This window comes from Pseudodesulfovibrio indicus (assembly GCF_001563225.1).
GTDB lineage: Bacteria > Desulfobacterota > Desulfovibrionia > Desulfovibrionales > Desulfovibrionaceae > Pseudodesulfovibrio > Pseudodesulfovibrio indicus.
The window spans coordinates 3371646-3392650 of the sequence record NZ_CP014206.1 but is presented as its reverse complement, the minus strand read 5'-3'; the positions used below and the strand labels follow the sequence as shown (position 1 = coordinate 3392650).

The 21005-nt window shown below is 64.5% G+C and carries 20 protein-coding genes and 1 pseudogene; 6 read left to right on the top strand and 15 right to left on the bottom strand.

The window, feature by feature from the left end:
• Positions 1–42 precede the first annotated feature (42 nt).
• Positions 43–1416, top strand: a complete 1374-nt coding sequence (gene nhaA / locus AWY79_RS15510; RefSeq protein ID WP_066805952.1) for a Na+/H+ antiporter NhaA — start codon at positions 43–45, stop codon at positions 1414–1416.
• Positions 1417–1672: 256 nt separating this feature from the next.
• On the opposite strand, the pseudogene AWY79_RS19445 reads toward nhaA, so the two are convergent.
• The 8 genes and pseudogenes from AWY79_RS19445 to rpmH all read right to left on the bottom strand — a co-directional run.
• Positions 1673–2971, bottom strand: a pseudogene (locus AWY79_RS19445) (choice-of-anchor I family protein); the annotation flags it as partial.
• Between the two features lie 141 nt (positions 2972–3112).
• Entirely contained in the window at positions 3113–3409 is a 297-nt protein-coding gene (locus tag AWY79_RS15505) for a hypothetical protein (RefSeq protein WP_066805950.1), read from the bottom strand.
• A gap of 1 nt (position 3410) precedes the next feature.
• A complete protein-coding gene (gene mnmE / locus AWY79_RS15500) occupies positions 3411–4802 on the bottom strand; it encodes a tRNA uridine-5-carboxymethylaminomethyl(34) synthesis GTPase MnmE (RefSeq protein ID WP_066805948.1) in 1392 nt (463 codons plus the stop codon).
• A 113-nt stretch (positions 4803–4915) separates the two neighbouring features.
• Entirely contained in the window at positions 4916–6022 is a 1107-nt protein-coding gene (locus AWY79_RS15495; RefSeq protein WP_066805946.1) for a Jag family protein, read from the bottom strand.
• Positions 6023–6068: 46 nt separating this feature from the next.
• Positions 6069–7736 (bottom strand): membrane protein insertase YidC, encoded by a 1668-nt coding sequence (gene yidC / locus AWY79_RS15490; RefSeq protein WP_066805944.1) that lies wholly within the window; start codon positions 7734–7736, stop codon positions 6069–6071.
• Complete coding sequence (yidD, locus tag AWY79_RS18435) at positions 7706–7984, bottom strand: membrane protein insertion efficiency factor YidD (protein ID WP_208322050.1); 279 nt, start codon at positions 7982–7984, stop codon at positions 7706–7708. Before yidD ends, yidC begins: the two co-directional genes overlap by 31 nt.
• 10 nt (positions 7985–7994) lie before the next feature.
• Positions 7995–8366: a ribonuclease P protein component gene (gene rnpA, locus AWY79_RS18430; protein WP_078063810.1), complete on the bottom strand. Its 372-nt coding sequence runs from the start codon at positions 8364–8366 to the stop codon at positions 7995–7997.
• Positions 8354–8488 (bottom strand): 50S ribosomal protein L34, encoded by a 135-nt coding sequence (rpmH, locus tag AWY79_RS18425; RefSeq protein WP_071546398.1) that lies wholly within the window; start codon positions 8486–8488, stop codon positions 8354–8356. The genes rnpA and rpmH overlap by 13 nt, the downstream gene beginning before the upstream one ends.
• 219 nt (positions 8489–8707) lie before the next feature.
• Between rpmH and AWY79_RS15480 the strand changes: the two genes are divergently transcribed.
• Both AWY79_RS15480 and AWY79_RS15475 read left to right on the top strand, forming a co-directional pair.
• Positions 8708–9361 (top strand): lactate utilization protein, encoded by a 654-nt coding sequence (locus AWY79_RS15480; protein WP_066805940.1) that lies wholly within the window; start codon positions 8708–8710, stop codon positions 9359–9361.
• Between the two features lie 175 nt (positions 9362–9536).
• A complete protein-coding gene (locus AWY79_RS15475; RefSeq protein ID WP_066805938.1) occupies positions 9537–10283 on the top strand; it encodes a UPF0280 family protein in 747 nt (248 codons plus the stop codon).
• Here the strand turns inward: AWY79_RS15475 and AWY79_RS15470 are convergent.
• The 3 genes from AWY79_RS15470 to AWY79_RS15460 all read right to left on the bottom strand — a co-directional run bounded on the left by AWY79_RS15470 (position 10280) and on the right by AWY79_RS15460 (position 13535).
• Positions 10280–10843, bottom strand: a complete 564-nt coding sequence (locus tag AWY79_RS15470; protein WP_158509900.1) for a GNAT family N-acetyltransferase — start codon at positions 10841–10843, stop codon at positions 10280–10282. The genes AWY79_RS15475 and AWY79_RS15470 overlap by 4 nt on opposite strands.
• A gap of 5 nt (positions 10844–10848) precedes the next feature.
• Complete coding sequence (locus AWY79_RS15465) at positions 10849–11502, bottom strand: Crp/Fnr family transcriptional regulator (RefSeq protein WP_066805936.1); 654 nt, start codon at positions 11500–11502, stop codon at positions 10849–10851.
• 74 nt (positions 11503–11576) lie between these two features.
• Entirely contained in the window at positions 11577–13535 is a 1959-nt protein-coding gene (locus tag AWY79_RS15460) for a diguanylate cyclase (RefSeq protein ID WP_066805934.1), read from the bottom strand.
• Positions 13536–14168: 633 nt separating this feature from the next.
• Here AWY79_RS15460 and AWY79_RS15455 point away from each other — a divergent pair.
• From AWY79_RS15455 to AWY79_RS15445, 3 genes are all read left to right on the top strand, one after another.
• Positions 14169–15155: a hydrogenase small subunit gene (locus AWY79_RS15455; protein ID WP_066805932.1), complete on the top strand. Its 987-nt coding sequence runs from the start codon at positions 14169–14171 to the stop codon at positions 15153–15155.
• A gap of 67 nt (positions 15156–15222) precedes the next feature.
• Positions 15223–16941, top strand: coding sequence for a nickel-dependent hydrogenase large subunit (locus AWY79_RS15450; RefSeq protein ID WP_066805930.1), 1719 nt, complete (start codon positions 15223–15225; stop codon positions 16939–16941).
• A 565-nt stretch (positions 16942–17506) separates the two neighbouring features.
• Positions 17507–18001: an RNA-binding protein gene (locus AWY79_RS15445; RefSeq protein ID WP_233491057.1), complete on the top strand. Its 495-nt coding sequence runs from the start codon at positions 17507–17509 to the stop codon at positions 17999–18001.
• Between the two features lie 366 nt (positions 18002–18367).
• Here AWY79_RS15445 and AWY79_RS15440 read toward each other — a convergent pair whose 3' ends face one another.
• The 4 genes from AWY79_RS15440 to icd all read right to left on the bottom strand — a co-directional run bounded on the left by AWY79_RS15440 (position 18368) and on the right by icd (position 20881).
• Positions 18368–18625 (bottom strand): HypC/HybG/HupF family hydrogenase formation chaperone, encoded by a 258-nt coding sequence (locus AWY79_RS15440; protein WP_066805926.1) that lies wholly within the window; start codon positions 18623–18625, stop codon positions 18368–18370.
• Positions 18594–19148 (bottom strand): HyaD/HybD family hydrogenase maturation endopeptidase, encoded by a 555-nt coding sequence (locus tag AWY79_RS15435; protein ID WP_066805924.1) that lies wholly within the window; start codon positions 19146–19148, stop codon positions 18594–18596. Before AWY79_RS15435 ends, AWY79_RS15440 begins: the two co-directional genes overlap by 32 nt.
• A gap of 86 nt (positions 19149–19234) precedes the next feature.
• Positions 19235–19564: a hypothetical protein gene (locus AWY79_RS15430; RefSeq protein ID WP_066805922.1), complete on the bottom strand. Its 330-nt coding sequence runs from the start codon at positions 19562–19564 to the stop codon at positions 19235–19237.
• A 174-nt stretch (positions 19565–19738) separates the two neighbouring features.
• Entirely contained in the window at positions 19739–20881 is a 1143-nt protein-coding gene (gene icd / locus AWY79_RS15425; RefSeq protein ID WP_199533825.1) for an NADP-dependent isocitrate dehydrogenase, read from the bottom strand.
• Between the last annotated feature and the right edge of the window lie 124 nt (positions 20882–21005).

Below are 21005 nucleotides of genomic sequence, written 5' to 3'. Positions count from 1 at the left end.
GCGGGTATAGTGTCGGCAGTGAGACCGCAACAGGAGAGGCGAATGTCAGTCCCCAAAAGCAGAGATTTTCCCATTCACTACCTGCTCAGTTCCTTTGACAAGTTTTTCAAGATGGAGGCCGCCGGCGGCCTGGCCCTGATGGCCTGCACCATCGCCGCCCTGACCTGGGCCAACTCGCCCTGGGCCGCTTCCTACGACGCGCTGTGGCAGACCAAGCTGACCGTGGGCGCGGGGGGCTGGGTGCTTTCCAAGCCCGCGCTGCTGTGGATCAACGACGGGCTGATGGCCATCTTCTTCTTCGTGGTCGGGCTGGAGATCAAGCGCGAGCTCCTGGTGGGCGGGCTGTCCACCCCCAGCCAGACCATCATGCCCGTGGCCGCCGCCGTGGGCGGCATGGCCGTGCCCGCGCTGATCTACTTCACCCTGAACGCGGGCCAGGAGTCGGCGGCCGGGTGGGGCATCCCCATGGCCACGGACATCGCCTTCGCCCTGGGCATCATGTCGCTGCTGGGGCGGCGGGTTCCGGTGGGCCTCAAGATTTTCCTGACCGCCGTGGCCATCGTGGACGATATCGGCGCCATCCTGGTCATCGCCGTGTTCTACACCACTTCCCTCAACCTCGCGGCTCTGTTCACCGGGCTGGCGGTGCTGGGGCTCATGGCCGTGCTCAACCTGCGCTGGGGCATCCGCCACTCCATCCCGTACCTGGTGCTGGGCGTGGTGGTCTGGTTCGCCTTCCTGCTGTCCGGCATCCACGCCACCATCGCGGGCGTGCTCGCTGCCATGACCATCCCGGCGGGCACGCGCATGAACTGCTCCACCTTCGTGGAGGAGCTGCGCGGCGCGGCCGAGGTCTTCGAGATGGCCATCACCCCGGGCAAGAGCGTGCTGACCAACAAGGAGCAGCAGATGGCCCTGCACTCCCTGGAGCACGCCTACGAGGCGGCCACCACCCCGTTGCAGAACATCGAGCACGCCCTGCACCCGTGGGTCTCCTTCTTCATCATGCCGGTCTTCGCCCTGGCCAACGCGGGCGTTCCGCTCCGGGCGGACGTCTTCGCCGAGCTGCTCACCCCGGTCTCCCTGGGCGTGTTCCTCGGCCTGGTGGTCGGCAAGCAGGTGGGCGTCACCGGCGCGTGCTGGCTGGTCCACAAGCTCGGCCTGGCGGATTTCCCGAGCCGGACCACCCTGGTCCACCTGTGGGGCGCGGCCTGCCTCGCGGGCGTGGGGTTCACCATGTCCATTTTCATCGGCAACCTGGCCTTTTCCGAGGCCCCCGCTCTGATCGCCCTGGCCAAGATCGCCATTCTCTTCGCGTCCCTGGTCTCCGGCCTGCTCGGCTACCTGGTCCTGCGCTGGCTGACTCCGGACGACGGCGATGCAGGACCGCCTTCGGGCGACGCCTGGCCCTCTTGAGCGCGAAGCCCCCGCCGGTCGAGGACCGGCGGGGGCTTTTTCCGTCCGCCACAGAGCGGGCTACCGCACGGTGTAGATGGTGGTCGTCCCGGAGACCTCGTTGCCCACGATGAGCAGATTCGTCCCGGTGTGACTCTCGGCGGCGGGCACGAAGCGGACGCCCTCGGGGCCGAGATCGCCCGCCGAGCCCTTTTTCGGGTCGCCGGAGAAGTCGCGGTCCAGCCGGTAGGTGACGAAGGCGGCGCGCGCGCAGGTCGGTGATGTCGAAGACCATGATCCCGCCCATCCGCTCCAGTCCGACGAAGACGTAGGTCCGGCCGTCGATGACGCCGATCACGGCGGACTCAGGTTCGCATCCCTTGTCGTCCGAGCGGTTGTCGAACTTGTTCTCGTCGCTGGTGGTGTTGAACCAGTCGGCGTGGTAGCGGGCCAGGATGCGCTCGAACATGTCGCCGGAGTCGAAGACCCGGTTGCCGTCCTCGTCCCAGATGGTGAAGGAGCGGCCGCCGAAGGCCACGATGCGGTCGTAGTCGCCGTCGCCGTCCATGTCGGACAGGTCGGGGATGGTCTTCAACCGGCCGAGCGCCTTGTCGTCCTGGAGCCTGTCCGCGCCGGGCAGCGCCTTGGGATCGAGCTTGGCCTTGGCGAAGCGCAGCTCGTCGGAATAGTCGCCGTACTCGCGGGAGTCGCCCTCGTTGGCGGTGATGAAGTAGTTGCGGCCGTCCATGGCGAAGGCGGAGATGCCGTCGGGCATGTAGGCGGAGCGGACCGGCCAGGACTTGAGATTCACTGCCTTGTCCTTGTCGCTGGCGTCCATGACCAGCTTGGACCAGTCCTTGAGGCCCAGGGCCAGGATCTTGGTGACCTCGGCCTTTTCAAGGTCGATGACCGCCACGCTGTTGTTTTCCTGCAGGGCCACGAAGGCCAGCTTGGAGTCCGGGGACACGGCGATGTATTCCGGTTCGATGTCCTGGGCCACGGTGGAGCCGGGGTGGGAAATGCGCACGCCCTGCGCCTTGAGATGGGCCTTGAAGGGGTTGTAGGCGGTGAACTTCACGCTGTGGTTGACCGCCTTGTCCAGGCCGCCGGAGATGTCGATGACGTTGACCGTGCCCTCGGGGTCGTTGGTGTAGTCCTTGTTCGGCTCGCCTTCGCAGGCGGCCAGGATGTACCGGCCGTCGGGCGAGAAGGTGACCATGTCGGGCAGGGCGCCCACGCGGAAGGCGGCCAGGGTCCTGCCGGTGCGGTCCACGACCACCACCGCGCCGGGGTTCTGTTTGGGATCGGCCTCCACGGCTACGGCGATCATGCCGTTGCGGCAGGCCACGGAGTTGGCCCCCTTGCCGTATGCGGAAAAGTCGAAGCTGGTCGTGCGGACCGGCTTGGCCGGGTCGGTCACGTCCAGGACGTCCACCACGTTCTTGTGGGCGTTGATCACGTAGACCTGCTTGCCTTGGGCGTCGTAGTCCACGATCTCGGCGGCGGATTCGTCGAAGATGCCGGAAGCGTAAGTCCCGACCGGGGTCAGTTCAAGGGCGTGGGCGGCGTTGGCCATGACCAGGGTGCACAGGGTGCACAGCGCGCCGAAAAGCAGTCGTCTCATTCCTTCCTCCTGTTGCGGCGTTGGTGCGCCTATTTGGAGGAGGAATATATACCGCGGTGGTGACGGGCCGGTGAACCGGCGGTGACGATCCTGCTAGAAATCCATCAATCCCAGGGGGTCCAGCTCGGACTGCTCCACGCGGACAAAGGTCGCCAGGTCGAAGAAGAGGTCCGAGGTGATCTCCAGCAGCCGCCATTCGCTGCCCGTGCCGAAGGAGTTCCACAGCTCGGTCTGGATGCCCTGGCGGACCTTGAAGGAGACGGTGTCGATCTCCGGCTCGGTGCCGCCGAGGTGGGTCTGCATCAGCGGCACCAGGCCGCAGGTCACGTGCTGGACGTCGATGGGGGCGGTTTCGGTGGTCTCGGCGGATTCGTTGGTCTCGGTCGTCATGCTATTTTCCTATGCAGAAGGAGTCGAAGATGGAGTTGAGAACGTCGGCGGGGGCGATCTCGCCGGTGATGGAGGCCAGGGCGTTGCAGGCGGTTTCCAGCCGGACGCTCAGGAGGTCGTAGGGGACCTGGGCGAGGGCGTCTTCGGCCAGCCCGGCCAGTTCGGCGTCGGCCTCGGCCAGCATGGCGGCCTGCCGGGCGTTGGGCGCGATCACGTCGGTGTCCGGCTGGCCCGCGCCGTGCAGCACCTGCTCGCGGATCATGGCGCAGAGCTGGGGCAGCCCCTGGCCGGTCTTGGCCGAGACCCCGGCGGTCCGAAGGCCCAGCTCGGCGAACGGTTCGCCGTGGGCGAGGCTGAAGCCGGGGAGGTCCGTCTTGTTCAGCACGGCCAGTGTTTTTTTGGGGTCCAGGTCGCGCGCGGTGGCCAGGATCTCGTCGTCGGGCGGGGTGGTGCCGTCGCAGAGCACGACCACCAGGTCCGCCTGGTCCATGAGCTCGCGGCCCTTGGCCAGGCCCGCGGCCTCCACGGCGTCGTCCGTGGCCCGAATGCCCGCGGTGTCGGCCAGCCGGACGGCCAGCCCGTCGAGATTCAGGGTCTCTTCCAGGTAGTCGCGGGTGGTGCCGGGCTGGTCGGTGACGATGGCCCGGTTGCGGCCCAGCAGCCCGTTCATCAGGCTCGACTTGCCCGCGTTGACCCGCCCGGCCAGGACCACCAGCGCGCCTTCGCGCCAGGCCCTGGTGCGGTCCACGGCGCAGAGCAGGAGCTTGATCTCCTTGCGCACCGCGTTCACGGTCTGGATGAGCTCTTCAGGGGAGAGGCATTCCAGCTCCTCCTCCGGGAAGTCCACGGCCACGGCCATCTGGGCGCGCAGCGCCTCAAGGCTGGTGCGCAGGTCCGCGATCTTCAGCCCGAGCAGGCCGGAGAGCTTGACCTGGGCCAGGTGCATGGCCGCGCGGGTGGGGGCGTGGATCATCTCGGCCACGGCCTCGGCCTGGGACAGGTCCAGGCGGCCGTTCATGAAGGCGCGGTAGGTGAATTCGCCGCGCTCGGCCAGGCGCGCGCCGTGGCGCAGGGTCTCCTGGAGCACCGCCGCGAGTACGGCCCGGCCGCCGTGGCAGTTGATCTCGGCCACGTCCTCGCCGGTGTAGGACCGGGGGCCGGGCATGAACGCGCAGAGCACGTCGTCCAGCTCCACGCCGTCCGGGTCCTGGATGTGGCCGTAGTGCAGCCGGTACGGTTCGAAGTCGTCGAAGGCGGGGGAGGCGGCACAGAATACGGCGTGGGCGATGTCGCGCGCGCGGCTGCCGCTGATGCGGATGATGCCCACGCCGCCGTCTCCGGGCGGGGTGGCTATGGCCGCAATGGTGTCCTTGGCTGAACGGGGATCGAGCATGGCTATTTCTTACAGGAGCTTTGGCCGGTTGGCAAAACAGTTTCCCACGAAAAAAGGGCCGCTCGCAGAGCGGCCCTTCTTGAATTCGTCAGGTTTTCGGAAGCCGTCCTCCGCTAGTAGCGGGAGCGACCGCCGTTCTTGCGGCTCTTGGGCACGATGAGCACGCGCTTCATGGGGCCGTCGCCCTTGGAGCGGGTGAACACGGTTTCGTTTTCCTGAAGCGCCAGATGGATGACCCGGCGGTGATAGGAGGACAGGGGCTTGGTGGACTGGGTCCGGCCCAGGCTGTCGGCCTTCTCGGCCAGGTGCCAGGCGATCTGGCGGAGCTTGTCGTCCTGCCGCTCGCGGTAGTCGCCGGTGTCCACCTGGATGCGCACCGAGCCTTCCATCTTGCGGGAGACGAGGCGGTTGACCAGGTACTGGATGGAGGAGAGGGTCTGGCCCTCGCGGCCGATGATCAGGCCGGAGTTCTCCTCGTCGTTGATGAACACCTTGACGCGGTCGGACTCCAGGGTGATCTCCAGGGTGGTCTCGCCCACAATGGGAGTCAGGATGGTGGTCATGACCTCGCTGACGGTGTTCTCGAGCAGGACGGGGTCGAACTCGGACATGTCGGCGCGCGGACGTTCCTCGCGCTCCTCGACGACCTCGCGCGGTTCACGCGGTTCGCGGGGTTTCTTGTCACGGGGCTTGCGCTCGCGGGGCTTCTTTTCGGCCTTGGGCGGGCGGGGCTTCTTGTCGCGGGGCTTGCGGGCGGACTTGGGCGCTTCCTCGGCGGGTTCGGGACGGTCCACGTTGCCGTTGACGTCGTTGTAGACCTCTTCCACGATGAGGTTGCCGTTGGGCTCCTCTTCCGCGGGCGCGTCGTCGAAGGAGGGCTGGCGGTCCAGGTCCTCCTCGTATTCTTCCTCGATCTCGGCCTCTACCGGGGCCGCCGTCGCTTCCTCGACCTTGGGCTTGGATTCGCGCTTGGGCTTCTGCTCGCGCGGCTTGCGGGCGGGCTTCTCCTCCTTGCCGTTGAGGATGTCGGAGGCATTGACCTGGGCGCGGGGACGGGCCTGCACGCGCGCCTTCTTCACGCCCATGATGCCGAAGATGCCGGAGGACCCTCCGGCCAGGATTTCTATTTCCAGGCGGTCGCGCTGCAGATTGAAGTAATCGCAGGCGCTTTCGATGGCTTCGTCCAGGTCTTTGCCCTGGAATTCCTTGAAGTCGTTCATACTCGTGTCCTTTATCGGTCCGGGGCGAAACGCGCCCCCGGCGGCGTTAGTCGTTTGTGGCGGCTGCCTTGGCCTTGGACTTGCGGGCGATCATCAACTGCTGTCCGATGGACAGGAGGTTGTTGAACAGCCAGTAGATGACCAGGCCGGACGGGAACTGCAGGAACATGAAGGTGAAGACCAGGGGCATGATGAGCATGATCTTCTGCTGCGTGGGATCGCCCGCGCTGGGGGTCATCTTCTGCTGCAGGAACATGGACGCGCCCATGATGATCGGCGAGATGTAATAGGGGTCCTTGGCGGACAGGTCGGCCAGCCAGGGCAGGTCGGTGAACGGCAGGTGCGCGATGAACGGCGCGTGCCGCAGCTCGACCGCGCCGAGCAGGGCCTTGTACAGGCCGAAGAAGACGGGGATCTGCACCACCATGGGCAGACAGCCGCCCATGGGATTGACCTTGTACGTCTTGTACAGGGCCATGGTCTCCTGGTTCAGCCGCTGTTTGTCGTCGCCGTACTTCTCGCGCAGCTTGGCGACCATGGGCTGGAGCTTCTTCATCTGTTCCATGGACCCGTAGCTCTTCTGGGACAGGGGCCAGAAGACCAGCTTGATGATGATGGTCAGGATGATGATGGCCACGCCGTAGTTGCCCACGAAGCCGTAGAAGAAGTTCAGGCCCACCAGCAGGGGTTTGGCCAGGAAGTCGAACCAGCCGAAGTTCACGGCATCGGCCAGGTCGTTGGGCATCTTGGCCAGCATTTCGCGGTCGGTGGAACCGATGAAATAGGAGGCGGTCAGGGTCTTGGCCACGTTGGGCAGGAAGGTCGCTTCCTCGCTCACGGCCATGCGGAAGATGTCGTCCTGGACGCCGGCGGACAGGGAGCCGCTCTCGTTGCCGGGCAGGACGGCGAACAGGAAGTAGTTGGATTCGATGGCGCCCCACTTGAGATCGGCGGGGGCGGAGAGGCCTTCCTCCTTCAGGTCGTCGCGGTCGGACATCTCCTCGCGCTTGTCCTTGGTCAGGTAGGCGATCTTGGTCGGGTTGTAGCGGTCGTCCTCGGCGGACATGGACTTGGCCGCCGCGGTGAAGGAGAGCGCGCCTTCCATGCCGGTGCCGGTCTGGTTGGTGACCGTGGCGGACTCCTCTATGAGATAGGAGTCGGAGTGGAAGGTCAGCACCCGCTCGATGCGGAAACCGCCGGACTGGCCGGTGAAGGTCAGGGTCTTGGTTCCGTCGGTCGCGCCCAGGGTGAGATCGGTGCCGGAGAAGGCCCACTCGCCGCGCTTCCAGGTGTGGAACTCCTTGCCGCCCATGGTCAGGATCAGGCCCAGGGGTCCCTTGGGGAAGGCTTTATCGCCCACCAGGTCGACCAGGGGGGAGTCCTTCTCGATGGTCTCGCGGTACTTCTTGAGGACGAAGCTTTCGAGCACGCCGCCCTGGGAATTGAACACGGCGGTGTAAAGCGGGGTGTCCACCGTGACCTTGGTCCCGGCGGTGGGGATGAAATCGGTGGCGGGAGCGGACTCCGCAGCGGCCTGAGCCGCGCTTTCGGCCTGCTGGGTGAGAGCGGCCGTTTTCTGTTCGGCCTCAGCGGCCTTTCGGGCCATTTCAGCCTTTTCTTCCGCCGAGGGGCCCGTGAGATACTGCCATCCGAAGATGACGATAAAGCTCAGGACCAGGGCGATTACAAGGCGGACTTGCTCCTTCTTCTCCATGGAATGATTCTCGCTTTGGTTTGGGGATCGGGCCAAACGGCCGGGACGGGGTCAAAGCCCCCGCGGCAAAGTGGCTGGCAACGAAGGAGACGCCAAAGCGTAAGAAGGCTCCCCTTGAACGCGCCGTGGAGCGTGTAGGCTTCCTTCGCGTACTCCGAGCACGACGGATGGAACCTGCACGCCGACGGCAGCAAGGGGGAGACGAGTTTTTGATAAAACCAAATGAGCGCCAGGAATATTGAGCGCATCATTTCCTCTCTAAGAGGCCGCCGCTTCCTCACGTAAACGGTGGAAAAGCGGGGTGAACTCTTCTGTGGCGAGAGCGAGGGTCAGCTGCTTGGCCTCAAGGTTCCGCTTCGGAACAACGACGACATCCAGAGGCAATTCAAAATCAAATTGATGCAGCCGAAAGAACTCGCGCACCACCCTCTTTATACGGTTGCGCGCCACTGCATGCCCCATCTTCTTACTCACGGTCAGGCCCAGGCGGAGTCCGCCGGACGGGTCGCTGCGCTTGAGGATGAACAGGATGAAACTTCGGGTGAATTGCTTCTTGCCCTGCTCGTAACAAGCTGTGAATTCAGGGCTGTGGAGCAGTCGGCGCTCCTTGTTCCAAGCTAGACGGCTAATCTCTTACGCCCTTTGGCGCGGCGACGTGCGAGCACCTTGCGACCGTTTTTGGTGCGGGAGCGCACCAGGAAACCGTGGGTTCTCTTGCGGCGGCATTTGCTGGGCTGGTAAGTGCGTTTCATATCTAATATCTCCTGAGAGTGAAATTTTGCTAGAAGTTGCGTCGAACGGAAGCATATAACCGCTGTCCCGGCGAGCGTCAAGCGTAAAATGCGGGTGATTCCGCGCATCCCGCTTCCGGCCGGGAGGGTTTTCTGCTACAAGCTTTTTCACCGATTGGCGAGCAAAAAAATCACCATTTTTACGATCGGCATAATACATACATATAGTACGGAGACAACATGGACAAGCCCATTGACAACTATTGGAAGCTCGGCCTGGACGAAGTGGCCGAACGGCTGGCGGACAACGGATTCGACGTGTACCGGGCCGACACCCTGGATCAGGCCCGCGCCATGGTGGCCGACGAGATCCTGCCTGCACTCAAGCCCCGGACCGTGTCCTTCGGCGGGTCCGGCACCCTGGCCGCGTCCGGCGTGGTGGACGACCTGCGCGCCAGCGGCGAGTACGAGGTCCTGGACACCTGGGACGACTCCCTGTCCCCCGAAGCCAAGTACGAGCTGCGCCGCCAGGCCCTGCTCGTGGACTGTTTCTTCGCCGGGACCAACGCGATCACCCGCGACGGCCAACTGGTCAATCTCGACATGTTCGGCAACCGCGGCGGGGCCATCACCTTCGGTCCCCGGAACGTGGTTCTGCTGGTGGGCCGCAACAAGCTCGTGCCCGACCTGCAACGGGCCATGGAGCGGATCAAGGAGTACTGCGCCCCGGTCAACACCATGCGCCTGAACATGAAGACCCCGTGCGTCAAGACCGGCTACTGCATGGACTGCTCCTCGCCCCAGCGCATCTGCAACGTCTGGACGATCACCGAGAAGTCCTTTCCCCAGGGGCGCATCAAGATCATCCTGATCAACGAGGATCTCGGCTTCTAGTTCCCCGCGCGTTTCCTCCACGGGGGTCGGACGCGCCGAGCGCGGGCCTCTGTGGAAGGAAATGTTCGCAACCTGTTCGCAAGATGTTCCAAACCGGAGAGAGTGTGGAAAAGGTGTTCGCAAACGTGTTCCGTATGTGTTCCGAGTTTGGAACATCCGCCGTGGAGGCCCGCTGATGGGCGGGCGGCACCTGTCCGCCGAGCGCGGCTACCGGCGCATGGTCCGGGCGCGCGAGGGCGAGGTCCGGTTCCAGGTGGGGGTGGAGCAGACCGACCTGCTCGTCGTGGCCGAGCTCGACCTGCGCGACGAGGTCGCCGCCTATGTGGCCAGGGTCCGGGGCGAGATCAAGAACTGGATTCTCTTCCACCCGGAGTTCGCCGAGAGCCTGGTCCCGGTCCCGGTTCCGGACACCGCGCCGGACGTGGTCCGGGCCATGGCCGAGGCGGCGGCGAAGTGCGGGGTCGGCCCCATGGCCGCCGTGGCCGGAGCCGTGGCCCAGGCCGTGGGCGATGCGTTCGCGGACCGCAGCCCGAACATCCTGGTGGAGAACGGCGGCGACACCTACCTGCGGTCCACCCGCGAGCGGGTGGTGGCCCTCCTGGCCGATCCCGGCTCCGGGGCGGCCATCGGCCTGCGGCTGGAGGAGAACGCCTTTCCCGTGGCCCTGTGCGCGTCCAGCGGGACCATCGGCCATTCCCTGAGCCTCGGCTCCGGCGACCTGGTGGCCGTGCGCGCCGAGGACGCCCGGTTCGCGGACGCCGCGGCCACGGCCCTGGCCAACCTGCTCGACTCCGAGGCGGACATGGACCGGGTCCTCCGACGCGCCAGGGAGCTGGCCGCCGAGGGGCTGCAAGGAGTCTTTGCCCAGTATGACGCGAAGGTGGCCGCCTGGGGCGACCTGGAGCTGGTGGCCCTGGACTAGTCCAGGGCGGCGGGCCGTTCCGTTTTCAGCACTTGCCCGTATATCCACAGGTCCGTTGTCCGGCCCCATTTCCTGACCACGCCCTTGCGCACGCCCTCCAGGGAGAAGCCGCATTTCTCCAGCACCCGCCGAGACCCCGGGTTCCAGCCGAAGCTGGTGGCGGTGAGCTGTTCGACATCGGTCTCCTCGCGCATGTACCGGACCAGTTCGGCCAAGGCCTCGGAGGCCAGTCCCTTGCCCCAGAACCGGGTGCCCAGCCAGTAGCCCACGTTGGCGGTGTGGGTCTCCACGTCGCTGTTGCGGGTGGTCCCGATGCCGCCCGCCAACTCGCCGCCCGCGACCAGGGCGAACTGCCAGACGTTCACCCCGGCCCCGTCCCGGCTCCATTCGACCATGCGTTGCGCGGCTTTTTCGTCATAGGGGTTGGGGAAGCGGAACGAGGTGTTCCAGGAGATGTCGCGGGTGTCCGCCAGGGGTGGGATCAGGGGGATGTCCGCGTTGCGCCACGGCCGCAGGATGCAGCGCTCGGTGCGCAGCTCGGTGTTGGAAAACCGGTCCAAGGGAATCAGTCCTTTTTCTGCATGACCGCGTTGAGCATGTCCCGCTCGCGGATGCGGATGATGCGAACGTCGCCGGGGTCCCTGCCGATGGCCAGCAGCCCCTGGTCGGCCAGGCCGAGGATGTACTGTTCGATCTTTTCCGGGGTGGTCACGAAGGTCTCGGACAGGGTCTTGACGGTCGGGTCGTATTTCAGCTCCAGCTTGCCGCAGGTGGAAAAGAGATCGAGGATGCGGACCACGCCGAGTCCTATGGAGGGGACGCGCATGGCCTTCCGGGTGGTGGTCTTGAGGCGGCTGACCAGCACGGTGATGATGGAGGCGATGACCTTGGGCGATTCGCGCATGAACTCCTCAAGGTCCTCCTTGGTGACCACGATGACCTTGGAGTCCTCCAGGGCGATGGCCGTGGCGGTGCGCACGCCCTCGTCCAGGAACAGGGCCATCTCGCCGAAGATGGAGATGGGCTTGAGGATGGCGAAGACCTTCTTGTGCCCCTCGATGTTGCCGGAAATCTCGATCTTGCCCTCGGTCAGGATGTAGGCCGCGTCGCCCTTGCTGCCCTCGTTGAAGACCACATTGTGCTTGAGCACGTTGCGCATCAGGTAGTTGCCGCGCGATACCTGCTTCATCTGGACTGTCTGCTGGGTGACGATGGTCATGGCGCTCCTCTCCGGGATTTTCTATGGACGTTTCATACCAGATCGGCGGGGCATGACCAAGAGGGAATCTCCGCTCATGCCTTCCGCACCGTATTGCGCCCGGCCTGCTTGGCCTCGTACAGCCCCATGTCCGCCCGCTTGAGCAGGTCGGCCACGGACTCCTCGCCCTCCAGGCTGGCGATGCCGATGGAGGCGGTCACGATCAGCGGGCCCGATTCGGTGGGGATGGGCTGGGCCAGGGCCAGCTGGCGGATGCGTTCGGCCGCTTCCTCCGCCTGTTCCGCCCCGGTCTCCACCAGCAGGGCGGCGAACTCCTCTCCGCCCAGCCGGGCGAAGATGTCGCTCTGGCGCAGGTCCGCACGGCAGCGCAGGGCGAAGACGCGCAGCACCTCGTCCCCGGTGGCGTGGCCGTAGGTGTCGTTGACCTGCTTGAAGTGGTCGAGGTCGAACATGAGCAGGGCCAGAGGATGGCCGAACCGCCGGGCGCGCTCCACCTCGCGCCGGGACATCTGGAAAAAGGCGTGGCGGTTGTAGGCCCCGGTCAGCTGGTCGCGGGTGGCCATGCGCTCCAGCTTGGCCTCCAGGCGGCGCTTCTCGGTCACGTCGTGGACGATGGAGTAATAGAGCTGGCGGTTGCCCAGGGAGATCGGCCCGGTGAAGACCTCCACGTGCCGCCGGGTGCCGTCCTTCTGGGTGTGGAGGTGCTTGAAATACCCCCGGTGCTCCTCGGCGGCCAGTTTGAGCTCCCGGTAAATCTCCTCGTCGGTCATGCAGTCCAGCTGGCGGATGGTCATGGAGGTCAGCTCTTCGGCGGTGTAGCCGTAAAATTGGCAGGCGGCCGGGTTGACGAACTGGATCGAGGAATCCACGGGATCGTGGAGCAGCATGACCGCCTTGTTCTCCTCGAAGAAGGCCCGGTGCAGCTCGTCGCGCTCCTCCAGCGCGTGCCGGGCCTCCACCAGGTCGGTGACGTCCTGGAGGATGCCGTTAAACGATCCGTCCGCGTTCAGCCTGCCCGAAAGTTCGGCCCAGAACTCGGACCCGTCCACGCGCCGGAGCCGGGTGCGGAAGCGGAAGACCTCGCCCTGGCTGGTCAGGATGGCGCGCAGCCGCTCCATGTCTTTTGGGCGCGCGTAGTGGTTGCGGGCGTTGATCCGGCCCGCCCTTTCCATCGAGGAATAGCCCATGAGCTGGGCCACGGTCTGGTTGGCCTCGGTGACGATGCCGTCGGCGTCCACGTGGTAGATGCCCACCAGGGCGTTGTCGAAGAGATGGCGGTAGCGCCGCTCGCTCTCGGCCAGGTCCTCCTCCTTGGCGCCGAGGAGGTCCAGCATGGCGTTGTGGGCGTGGATGACCTCGCCTATCTCGTCGTCGCTCTCCCAGTCCACCCGCGTCCAGGCGCCGGTCCGGCCGGTCTCGTGGATGGCGGTCAGCAGCTTGCGCAGGGGACGGCTTACGGTCCGGTTGAAGGTGAAGCTGGCGATGCTCAGGATGGTCGCGATGACCCCCAGGATCATCATCGTCTGCATCGCGAAGAGGCTGCGGAACTCCTTGTCGGCGAAGGCGTGGGTGTAGTGGACCTTGAGCGTGCCCATCTCCACCCGCCCGCCGTCGGGCAGCCTCCGGTAGATGTCGCGCGTCACGGTGAGCAGCCCGGGAATGCGGTCTTCGGGGGTGATGCCGTAGGAGATGAAGAGCTTCCCCTTCTCGGTGAATATTTCGGCTCCGAGCAGGGCGGAATTGGCCGAGATCGCCCCCAGGGCGCTGACCATCTCCTCGGTCTGGAGATTCCACATCAATCCGTCCACCACCCGGCTTATGGAGGAGGCAAAGGCCTCGACGTCGTTGTCTATGCCGTCCATCATATCCGTGCGGGTGAAGTGGCCGATGGCCAGGAGCAGGATGAGGATGCAGGTGAGCAGGGGGGCCAGCAGCCGGATGAGAAACTTGGCGACCACCGATTTGGTGTCGAGAAGCCTGGCCAGCAAGGGGGTGCCGACGGATCCGTCTTTCGGTTCGGGGCGGCCGCTCACGACGCGCTCCGTGCTGCCCGCCGTGCGCCGGGCTGGAGGGAGGTCCCGCGACCCGGTTCGTTGCGTGCGTCGAAGATGCGATGCATTGTTGCCACCTGAAAGTGCGTTATCCCCGATCTGTCGGCGGCCCGCGCCGCGCCTCGGACTTTTTCCGGCCTTCCGCGCGAAAGGGGAGCGCGGACCATTTTCAGTCTAATTCGATACACGCTTGATGGGGAGCGAATCAATTATTTATGTGGTTCTTTGGGCGGCATCCGCATCCGGCCCGGCGGCGTCCGGGCCGGGCCCGGTTCCGCAAAACCCCGCCCGGCCCCGACAGGGCCGAAAAGGGGCGCGACGGCATAGGCGCTTTTTTTCACTTGTTCTCGGCAAGGCGCCTAGTTTGCCGATTCGCTTGAAAGTTTTTTAAAGTTGCCTATTGATTTTGTTTGTAAAGCGCGCTACGACGTTGTTAATTAATTTTTCCGGGGGTTATAGCACGAACTCGGAAAAAGAATGTTAATCGTGTCACGCTTTTATTATTCGTGACAAGGAGACGGTTTAGGTCCGAGTTCGGGCGTGTGCCCGACGGTTATGCTGAGGATAACGGTGTTCTCAAGTCATAACAGACTCATTTTATTACGGAGGTGTTCTATGAAATTTTCCGTAGGTCATGGCAAGGAAGGAGCCGTGGAACGGCTGGAAAAACGCGGCGTGTCCCGTCGTGATTTCATGAAGTTCTGCGGAACCGTGGCCGCAGTGATGGGCATGGGTCCGGCTTTCGCTCCGAAAGTCGCCGAAGCCCTCACCGATGACAAGAGGCCCGATGTCGTGTGGCTGCACAACGCAGAGTGTACGGGTTGTTCCGAGTCCATCCTGAGGACGGTCGAGCCTTACATCGATGCGCTCATCCTGGACTACATCTCGCTGAACTACCATGAGACCATCATGGCAGCAGCGGGTCATGCCGCAGAGAAGGCTCTGTGGGATACCGTCAACGCCGGCAATTTCGTTGCCGTCATCGAAGGTGGCGTCCCCACTGCTCCGGCCGGTACCGCCAACGAGCCCGGCGCGTACGGCAAGGTCGGCGGCCACACCATGCTCGACACCACCACCAAGGTTGTCAACGCCGCTGCCGCGACCATCACGTACGGCACCTGCGCTTCCTACGGTGGCGTCCAGAAGGCCGCACCGAACCCGACCGCTGCCAAGGGCATCGGCGAACTGTTCCCCGGCAAGGCGATCATCAACGTGCCCGGCTGCCCGCCGAACCCGTTCTCTCTGGTCGGCACCATCGTGCACTTCCTCACCAAGGGCCTCCCCGAGCTCGACGATGTCGGCCGTCCGGTTCCCTTCTACGGCGAGACCGTGCACGACAACTGCCCGAGGCAGAAGCACTTCGACATGGACGAATTCGCTCCTTCCTTCGGTTCCGAAGAAGCTCGCAAGGGCTGGTGTCTGCGTAAGCTCGGTTGTCGTGGTCCCGAGACCTTCAACAACTGCCCCACTGTCAAGTTCAACCAGTACAACTGGCCCGTCCAGGCCGGTCATCCCTGCATCGGCTGCTCGCAGCCCGATTTCTGGGATGGTGCTGATTGGGATGGCGAAACCTACATGTACGCCGACCTCACCAGCCTCTAGCAGGCGGTCGCTACAGGTTTCGTACAACTAACGCAGACAGAATCAGAATTCTCAAGGAGGATACAATATGTCCGGTTGCTCCCCTAAAGCCGCCCCGATGGCGCACGGGAAACACGACGTCGTAGTTGATCCGGTCACCAGGATCGAAGGTCACCTGCGCATTGAGGCTGTGGTCGAAGATGGCAAAATCGTTGACGTCCGCAGCAGCTCCCAGCTGTTCCGCGGTCTGGAGATCATCCTGAAAGGCCGTGATCCCCGCGATGCCCAGCACTTCACCCAGCGCTCCTGCGGCGTCTGCACCTACGTGCACGCGCTCGCTTCCATCCGCTGCGTCGACAATGCCGTCGGCGTGGACAAGGAACTGCCCCACAACGCCACCATCATCCGTAACTTGGTGATGGCCGCGCAGTTCATGCATGACCATATCGTGCACTTCTATCACCTGCACGCTCTGGACTTCGTCGATGTCTCCGCCTGCCTGTCCGCCGATGTCAGCAAGACCGCTGAAATCGCCCAGGCCGTGGCCAAGACCGTCCGCCAGGATCCGAAGATCGTTTCCACCAAGGAAGAGCTTCAGAAGACCAAGGACACCGTCAAGGGCATCGTCGACTCCGGTCGTCTCGGCATCTTCACCAACGCGTACTTCCTCGGCGGCCATCCGGCTTACGTCCTGCCGCCCGAAGTGAACCTGTTGGCCACCAACCACTACCTGAACGCCCTGCACCTGCAGGTCAAAGCCGCCCGCGCCATGGCCGTCTGGGGTGCGAAAAACCCGCACACCCAGTTCACCGTCATGGGCGGCGTGACCTGCTACGAAGGCCTCACCGACAAGTACATCAACGACTTCCTGGGCCTGTACGCCGAAATCAAGGACTTCATCCTTGATTGCTACATCCCGGACCTGATCGCCGTTGCCAGCTACTACAAGGATTGGGCCTCCATCGGCGGCACCACCAACTTCATGAGCTTCGGCGAATACCCCGCCCCGGGCGGCGAAGCCGACCTGAACTCCCGCTACATCAAGCCCGGTGTCATCTTCAACCGTGACATCAAGAACGTTCAGGCCTTCGACCCGACCAAGATCGAAGAGCACGTGAAGCACTCCTGGTACAAGGATGATTCCCCGAAACATCCCTACGCCGGCGTCACCGATCCCATGTACACCTCCCTGGACGACAAGACCAAGTACTCCTGGATGAAGGCTCCCCGCTACGACGGCAAAGCCACCGAGGTCGGCCCCCTGGCCACCTGCCTGGTGAACTACGGCCTGGGCCAGCCCGAGTTCGTGAAGTACGTCAACTTCGTCCTCGGCAAGCTGGAAGTGGGCCCCGAGGCCCTGTTCTCCACCCTGGGCCGCACCGGCGCCCGCGGTATCGAGTGCCTGATCACCTGCCTGAAAACGGAAGAGATGGTCAACGACCTCAAGGAAAACATCGCCAAGGGCGACCTCGACATCTGCAAGGATTGGGACATGCCCGCCGAAGCACAGGGTGTCGGTTTCGTCAACGCTCCTCGCGGCGGCCTGAGCCACTGGATGAGCATCAAGGGCGGCAAGATCGACAACTTCCAGCTGGTCGTTCCGTCCACCTGGAACCTCGGCCCGCGCTGCGACAACAACGTCCCCGGCCCGACCGAAGAGGCGCTGCTCGACAACACCCCGATCGCCGATCCGGAACGCCCGGTCGAGATCCTGCGTACCGTTCACTCCTATGACCCCTGCATCGCCTGCGGCGTGCACGTCATCGACAACAAGACCGGTAACGTCAAGAAGTTCCGCGTCCTGTAATCGCACAGGCGCGAACGCGCAAAAAACTGAGGCCCGGCTTATGCCGGGCCTCTTTTTTTGCGCTTGCGCCTGTGGTGTCGGCTTCGGATAGCGGGCCATCCGCACATTTCCCGAGGGGGGCTTTGATCCTCACGTACCGGGTGTACGCTGCGGTCAAAGCCCCCCTCGGCAAATGCACGGCTGACCCACTCTGCGAAGCCTCGCTGCGTGCGTGCGCGAGGGGGTGGCGGTGGCGGGGAGTCGGGCCGCTGTACCGGGGGAGGGGGTTGCCCGCTGTTGGATGGCGGTGCCATCCAAGGCGCTTGCGGTGGCCGGTAGAGGGCGGTTGTTGGGGGTAGATGTGCCGGTCGCGGGGCCGCTGTCCTATGGCTTTGCCATCCGAGGCGCTTGCGGCGTCGGGTGGGGCGGTAGTTCGGGGTGAACACGCAGGGCGCGGGGCCGCTGTTGGATGGCTGCGCCGTTCAAGGCGTTTGGAGGCTCGGCCCGTGGGGCGTCGCGTTCTTTGCGGCGGAGGGAATGTTTGACCTGGCGGGGGATGGTGGGCTACGGGGGGAGCATGCATGTGATGGAACAAGGCGGGATGATGCGCGGGGCCGTGCGCTATGTGAAGGCCGCGCCGTGGCCGTACATGACCGGGACGGCATCGCTGCTGCTGGCCTTCGGACTCAAGGGGGCCGGGGTCGCCCAGTGGTCGGCGGGCAACGCGGCCCAGGCCGCCGCCCTCGGCTGGTGGGGGCTGTGCTGGCTCGTGGTCGCCTTCTTCGCCATGGCCGACGGCGTGTCCCGGCACCGCGAATACCGGCGCATCCGGTCCATGTTCCTCAAATACGGATTCAGCGAACGCATCCTCAAGCCCCTGGCCCGCTCCCGCTGCCAACGCGACGCCGCCCTGCACGCCGCCCGGGAAACCGGCCACCTCGATCAGGCCCGCGCCTACTTCCGCAGCCTCGGCTACCGCTGGTACCACATCCTCCCCGACCTCGTGGTCAGAAACCCCTTCGCCTTCGCCAGCCCCAGCTTCCTCCGCACCTCCTTCCTGCCCGGCAAGAAACAACGATAACCGACCGGAAGCCTCCGGCGGCCGGGGCGCTGCCCCGGACCCCGCCAGGGAACCCTTTGGAAAGGGATCCCTGGACCCTCCCAAACTTTTTGGGTGTCTTCGGCAGGTGTGTGCGGACGCGGGGGCTAGTGTCGGGGGATGGAGGCTGGGGGGGAGGAAACCGTTTACCCTTGTCAGTCCCAACCTCGCGCAGCGACCCAAAAAGTTTGGGAGGGAGAGAGGGGATAGGGGGTCCAGGGGGAAAGGGGAGAGGGGGAACCCTTTCCAAAGGGTTCCCCCTCTCCCCTTTCCCCCTGGCCGCCGGAGGCAACAAAGGCCGGGACGCATGGCGTCCCGGCCTTTGTTGATTCATCCAAGCGGGGCGGGTTAGAGCATTTCGTGCTGGTAGTTTTCGCCGCCCAGCAGTTCGACCATGTCGCGCAGGATCTTGAGGGTTTCCTGTGCTTCCTTGGGGTCGAGTTTGCGCAGGGCGAATCCGGCGTGGATGATGATGTAGTCGCCGATGGCGACCTCTTCGTCCATGAGCATGATGGACGCCTGGACGGTGGTATTGCCTTCGCCGACCTTGCAGGTGGCGACGCCGTCGGTGATCTCAAGAATTTCGGCAGGTATCGCGAGGCACATAGATTCTCTCCGTTGCGGGGTTCTCGTCGGTCCTGGGGGAGTAGGTGCCGCCTGCTGCGGTCACTTCCTCGAGGATCAGTTTCTCCATCTCCGGCAGCCGGGCTTCGAGCTCCGGAGACAGGGCGGCGGACATGTCCTTGTAGTTGATCGGCTCGATGCCGTAGAGGATCACGTCGTCCGGCACGTTTCCGATGATGCTGCACTGGGCGAGGGTGTCGAGCAGGTCGGTCTGGTGCATGGAGTTCTTGAAGGCGCACGCCTTGTTGAGGTCCTCGCCCAGGAGGCGGAAGATCTCGCCCGGCGTGCCTTCGTTGAGCACGATGTCCACGATGATCAGGTAGTCGGACTCCATTATCGGCCCCATGAGCTTGAGGCCCAAGGTGCCGCCGTCGAGCACGGTGACGTTGTCGGAGAACACGTATTTCTGCTCAAGTTCCTCGGCCACGCGGACGCCGAATCCCTCGTCGGTGAACAGGATGTTGCCGACGCCCAGTACGAGAATGCGTTTATCTTGTTCAGGCATGGCTTTCATTTAGTAGAGAGTCGCGGTTTTCGCAAGGCATAAAACCGGATTGGGACGTCTATTCGGGCAAAAACGGGGAGGCAGGCTCAGGCCAGGGCGGGGGCGGCACCCTCCAGGTCGCGCACGCAGGCGCGCCTGGCGGAGGGGGCGGACTCCAGGAGCACGAAGGTCGAGTTCCACAAGGGCGTCCGGTCGTGGTCGAGGGGCACTTCGTCTTCCAGGGCCAGGGTTAGGTCGTCGGCGTGGCCGACGTGCAGGGGATTGGCCTGCCAGCCGGCCAGGTGGCCGCGCGGATGGGTATAGGCCAGAATGTAGACGCCCGGAGCGCTGGGCAGCTTTTCGCTTTTGGGGTGGATTCCGAAACGGTATTGCTTGCCGGAGGTCCCCGTGAAAGACCATTCCCTTTGCCTGAACATGACGGACCGTCCCGGTTGGAGTTGCTACTTGATGCCGCCGTCCACGGGGAGGAGGGGGCCGTCCCTCTTCGGTTACGGCATTTTTACGGAATGATCAAAGTGCGCCGGGAGCCGTAAGAAAGGCGGGCCGTGATCGGATGATCGCGGCCCGCCGGGGATGGTTTGCTGTGCGGCCTAGAGGTTGGCGAGCAGGAGTTCGCCGAACTCCTGGCAGCCCACGCGGGTGGAGCCGTTGATCTGGGCGGCCAGGTCCACGGTGACCTTCTTGGCGGCCAGGGTCTTTTCCACGGAGGCGTGGATCAGGGCGGCGGCCTCGTGCCAGCCGATGTGTTCGAGCATCATGGCCCCGGACAGGACCAGGGAGCCGGGGTTGGCCATGTCCTTGCCCGCGATGGTCGGGGCGGTGCCGTGGGTCGGCTCGAAGAAGGCGAGCTTGTCGCCCATGTTCACGCCGGGGGCCAGGCCGAGTCCGCCCACCTGCGCGGCCAGGGCGTCGGAGATGTAGTCGCCGTTCAGGTTGGTGGTGGCGATGACCGAGTACTGTTCCGGGTACATGAGCACGTTCTGGAACATGGCGTCGGCGATGCGGTCCTTGATGATCACGCCGGACCCGTCCTCGCCCTCGCGCACGACCTTGCCCGCGTATTCCTGCTCGGCCAGCTCGTAGCCCCAGGCGCGGAAGCCGCCCTCGGTGGTCTTCATGATGTTGCCCTTGTGGACCAGGGTCACGGACGGCCTGCCCTCGGCTATGGCGAAGTCGATGGCCTTCTTGACCAGCCGCTTGGAGCCCGCCGGGGTGATGGGCTTGATGCCCACGGAGGCCGTGGGGTCGAGGTTCGCGCCCAGCTCGTCCACGAGAAACTCGATTAATTTCTTGGCTTCCGGGGAGCCGGACTGGTATTCAATACCGGCGTAGACGTCCTCGGTGTTCTCGCGGAACACGACCATGTCCACGAGGTCCGGGCGCTTGACCGGGGATTCGATCCCCTTGAAATATTTGATGGGACGGATGCAGGCGTAGAGGTCGAAGACCTGGCGCAGGGTGACGTTCAGGCTGCGGAACCCCTTGCCCACCGGCGTGTTGAGGGGGCCTTTCATGGCCAGGTCGGCCCCGGCCAGGGCTTCCATGGTCGCCTTGGGCAGGTGTTCGCCGGTCTCGGCGAATCCCTTTTCACCGGCCAGCAGTTCCTGCCAGTCGAGCGTATTGGCCCCGTTGTAGGCCATCTCGACGGCCTTGTTCAAAACGGGGCGACCGGCCTTCCAGACTTCGGGGCCGATGCCGTCACCTTCGATGTAGTATACAGTTCTCGTAGCCAATGGATCCTCCTCGGGCATGTGGTCGGGGCTGTGTGTAATGAAGTAGCGGACTATGACGTTTATTCTGCCGGATTGCAAGGGCGCGCCCGGGGCAAAGGCGGCCCGGGACCTGAGGCTGCGGCGG

What these genes read in the sequence shown, in the direction of transcription:
- nhaA (WP_066805952.1), top strand. Translation starts at nt 43, where the DNA reads ATGTCAGTCCCCAAAAGCAGAGATTTTCCCATTCACTACCTGCTCAGT.
- AWY79_RS15505 (WP_066805950.1), bottom strand. Translation starts at nt 3,409, where the DNA reads ATGACGACCGAGACCAACGAATCCGCCGAGACCACCGAAACCGCCCCC.
- mnmE (WP_066805948.1), bottom strand. Translation starts at nt 4,802, where the DNA reads ATGCTCGATCCCCGTTCAGCCAAGGACACCATTGCGGCCATAGCCACC.
- AWY79_RS15495 (WP_066805946.1), bottom strand. Translation starts at nt 6,022, where the DNA reads ATGAACGACTTCAAGGAATTCCAGGGCAAAGACCTGGACGAAGCCATC.
- yidC (WP_066805944.1), bottom strand. Translation starts at nt 7,736, where the DNA reads ATGGAGAAGAAGGAGCAAGTCCGCCTTGTAATCGCCCTGGTCCTGAGC.
- yidD (WP_208322050.1), bottom strand. Translation starts at nt 7,984, where the DNA reads ATGCGCTCAATATTCCTGGCGCTCATTTGGTTTTATCAAAAACTCGTC.
- rpmH (WP_071546398.1), bottom strand. Translation starts at nt 8,488, where the DNA reads ATGAAACGCACTTACCAGCCCAGCAAATGCCGCCGCAAGAGAACCCAC.
- AWY79_RS15480 (WP_066805940.1), top strand. Translation starts at nt 8,708, where the DNA reads ATGGACAAGCCCATTGACAACTATTGGAAGCTCGGCCTGGACGAAGTG.
- AWY79_RS15475 (WP_066805938.1), top strand. Translation starts at nt 9,537, where the DNA reads ATGGGCGGGCGGCACCTGTCCGCCGAGCGCGGCTACCGGCGCATGGTC.
- AWY79_RS15465 (WP_066805936.1), bottom strand. Translation starts at nt 11,502, where the DNA reads ATGACCATCGTCACCCAGCAGACAGTCCAGATGAAGCAGGTATCGCGC.
- AWY79_RS15455 (WP_066805932.1), top strand. Translation starts at nt 14,169, where the DNA reads ATGAAATTTTCCGTAGGTCATGGCAAGGAAGGAGCCGTGGAACGGCTG.
- AWY79_RS15450 (WP_066805930.1), top strand. Translation starts at nt 15,223, where the DNA reads ATGTCCGGTTGCTCCCCTAAAGCCGCCCCGATGGCGCACGGGAAACAC.
- AWY79_RS15445 (WP_233491057.1), top strand. Translation starts at nt 17,507, where the DNA reads ATGGAACAAGGCGGGATGATGCGCGGGGCCGTGCGCTATGTGAAGGCC.
- AWY79_RS15440 (WP_066805926.1), bottom strand. Translation starts at nt 18,625, where the DNA reads ATGTGCCTCGCGATACCTGCCGAAATTCTTGAGATCACCGACGGCGTC.
- AWY79_RS15435 (WP_066805924.1), bottom strand. Translation starts at nt 19,148, where the DNA reads ATGCCTGAACAAGATAAACGCATTCTCGTACTGGGCGTCGGCAACATC.
- AWY79_RS15430 (WP_066805922.1), bottom strand. Translation starts at nt 19,564, where the DNA reads ATGTTCAGGCAAAGGGAATGGTCTTTCACGGGGACCTCCGGCAAGCAA.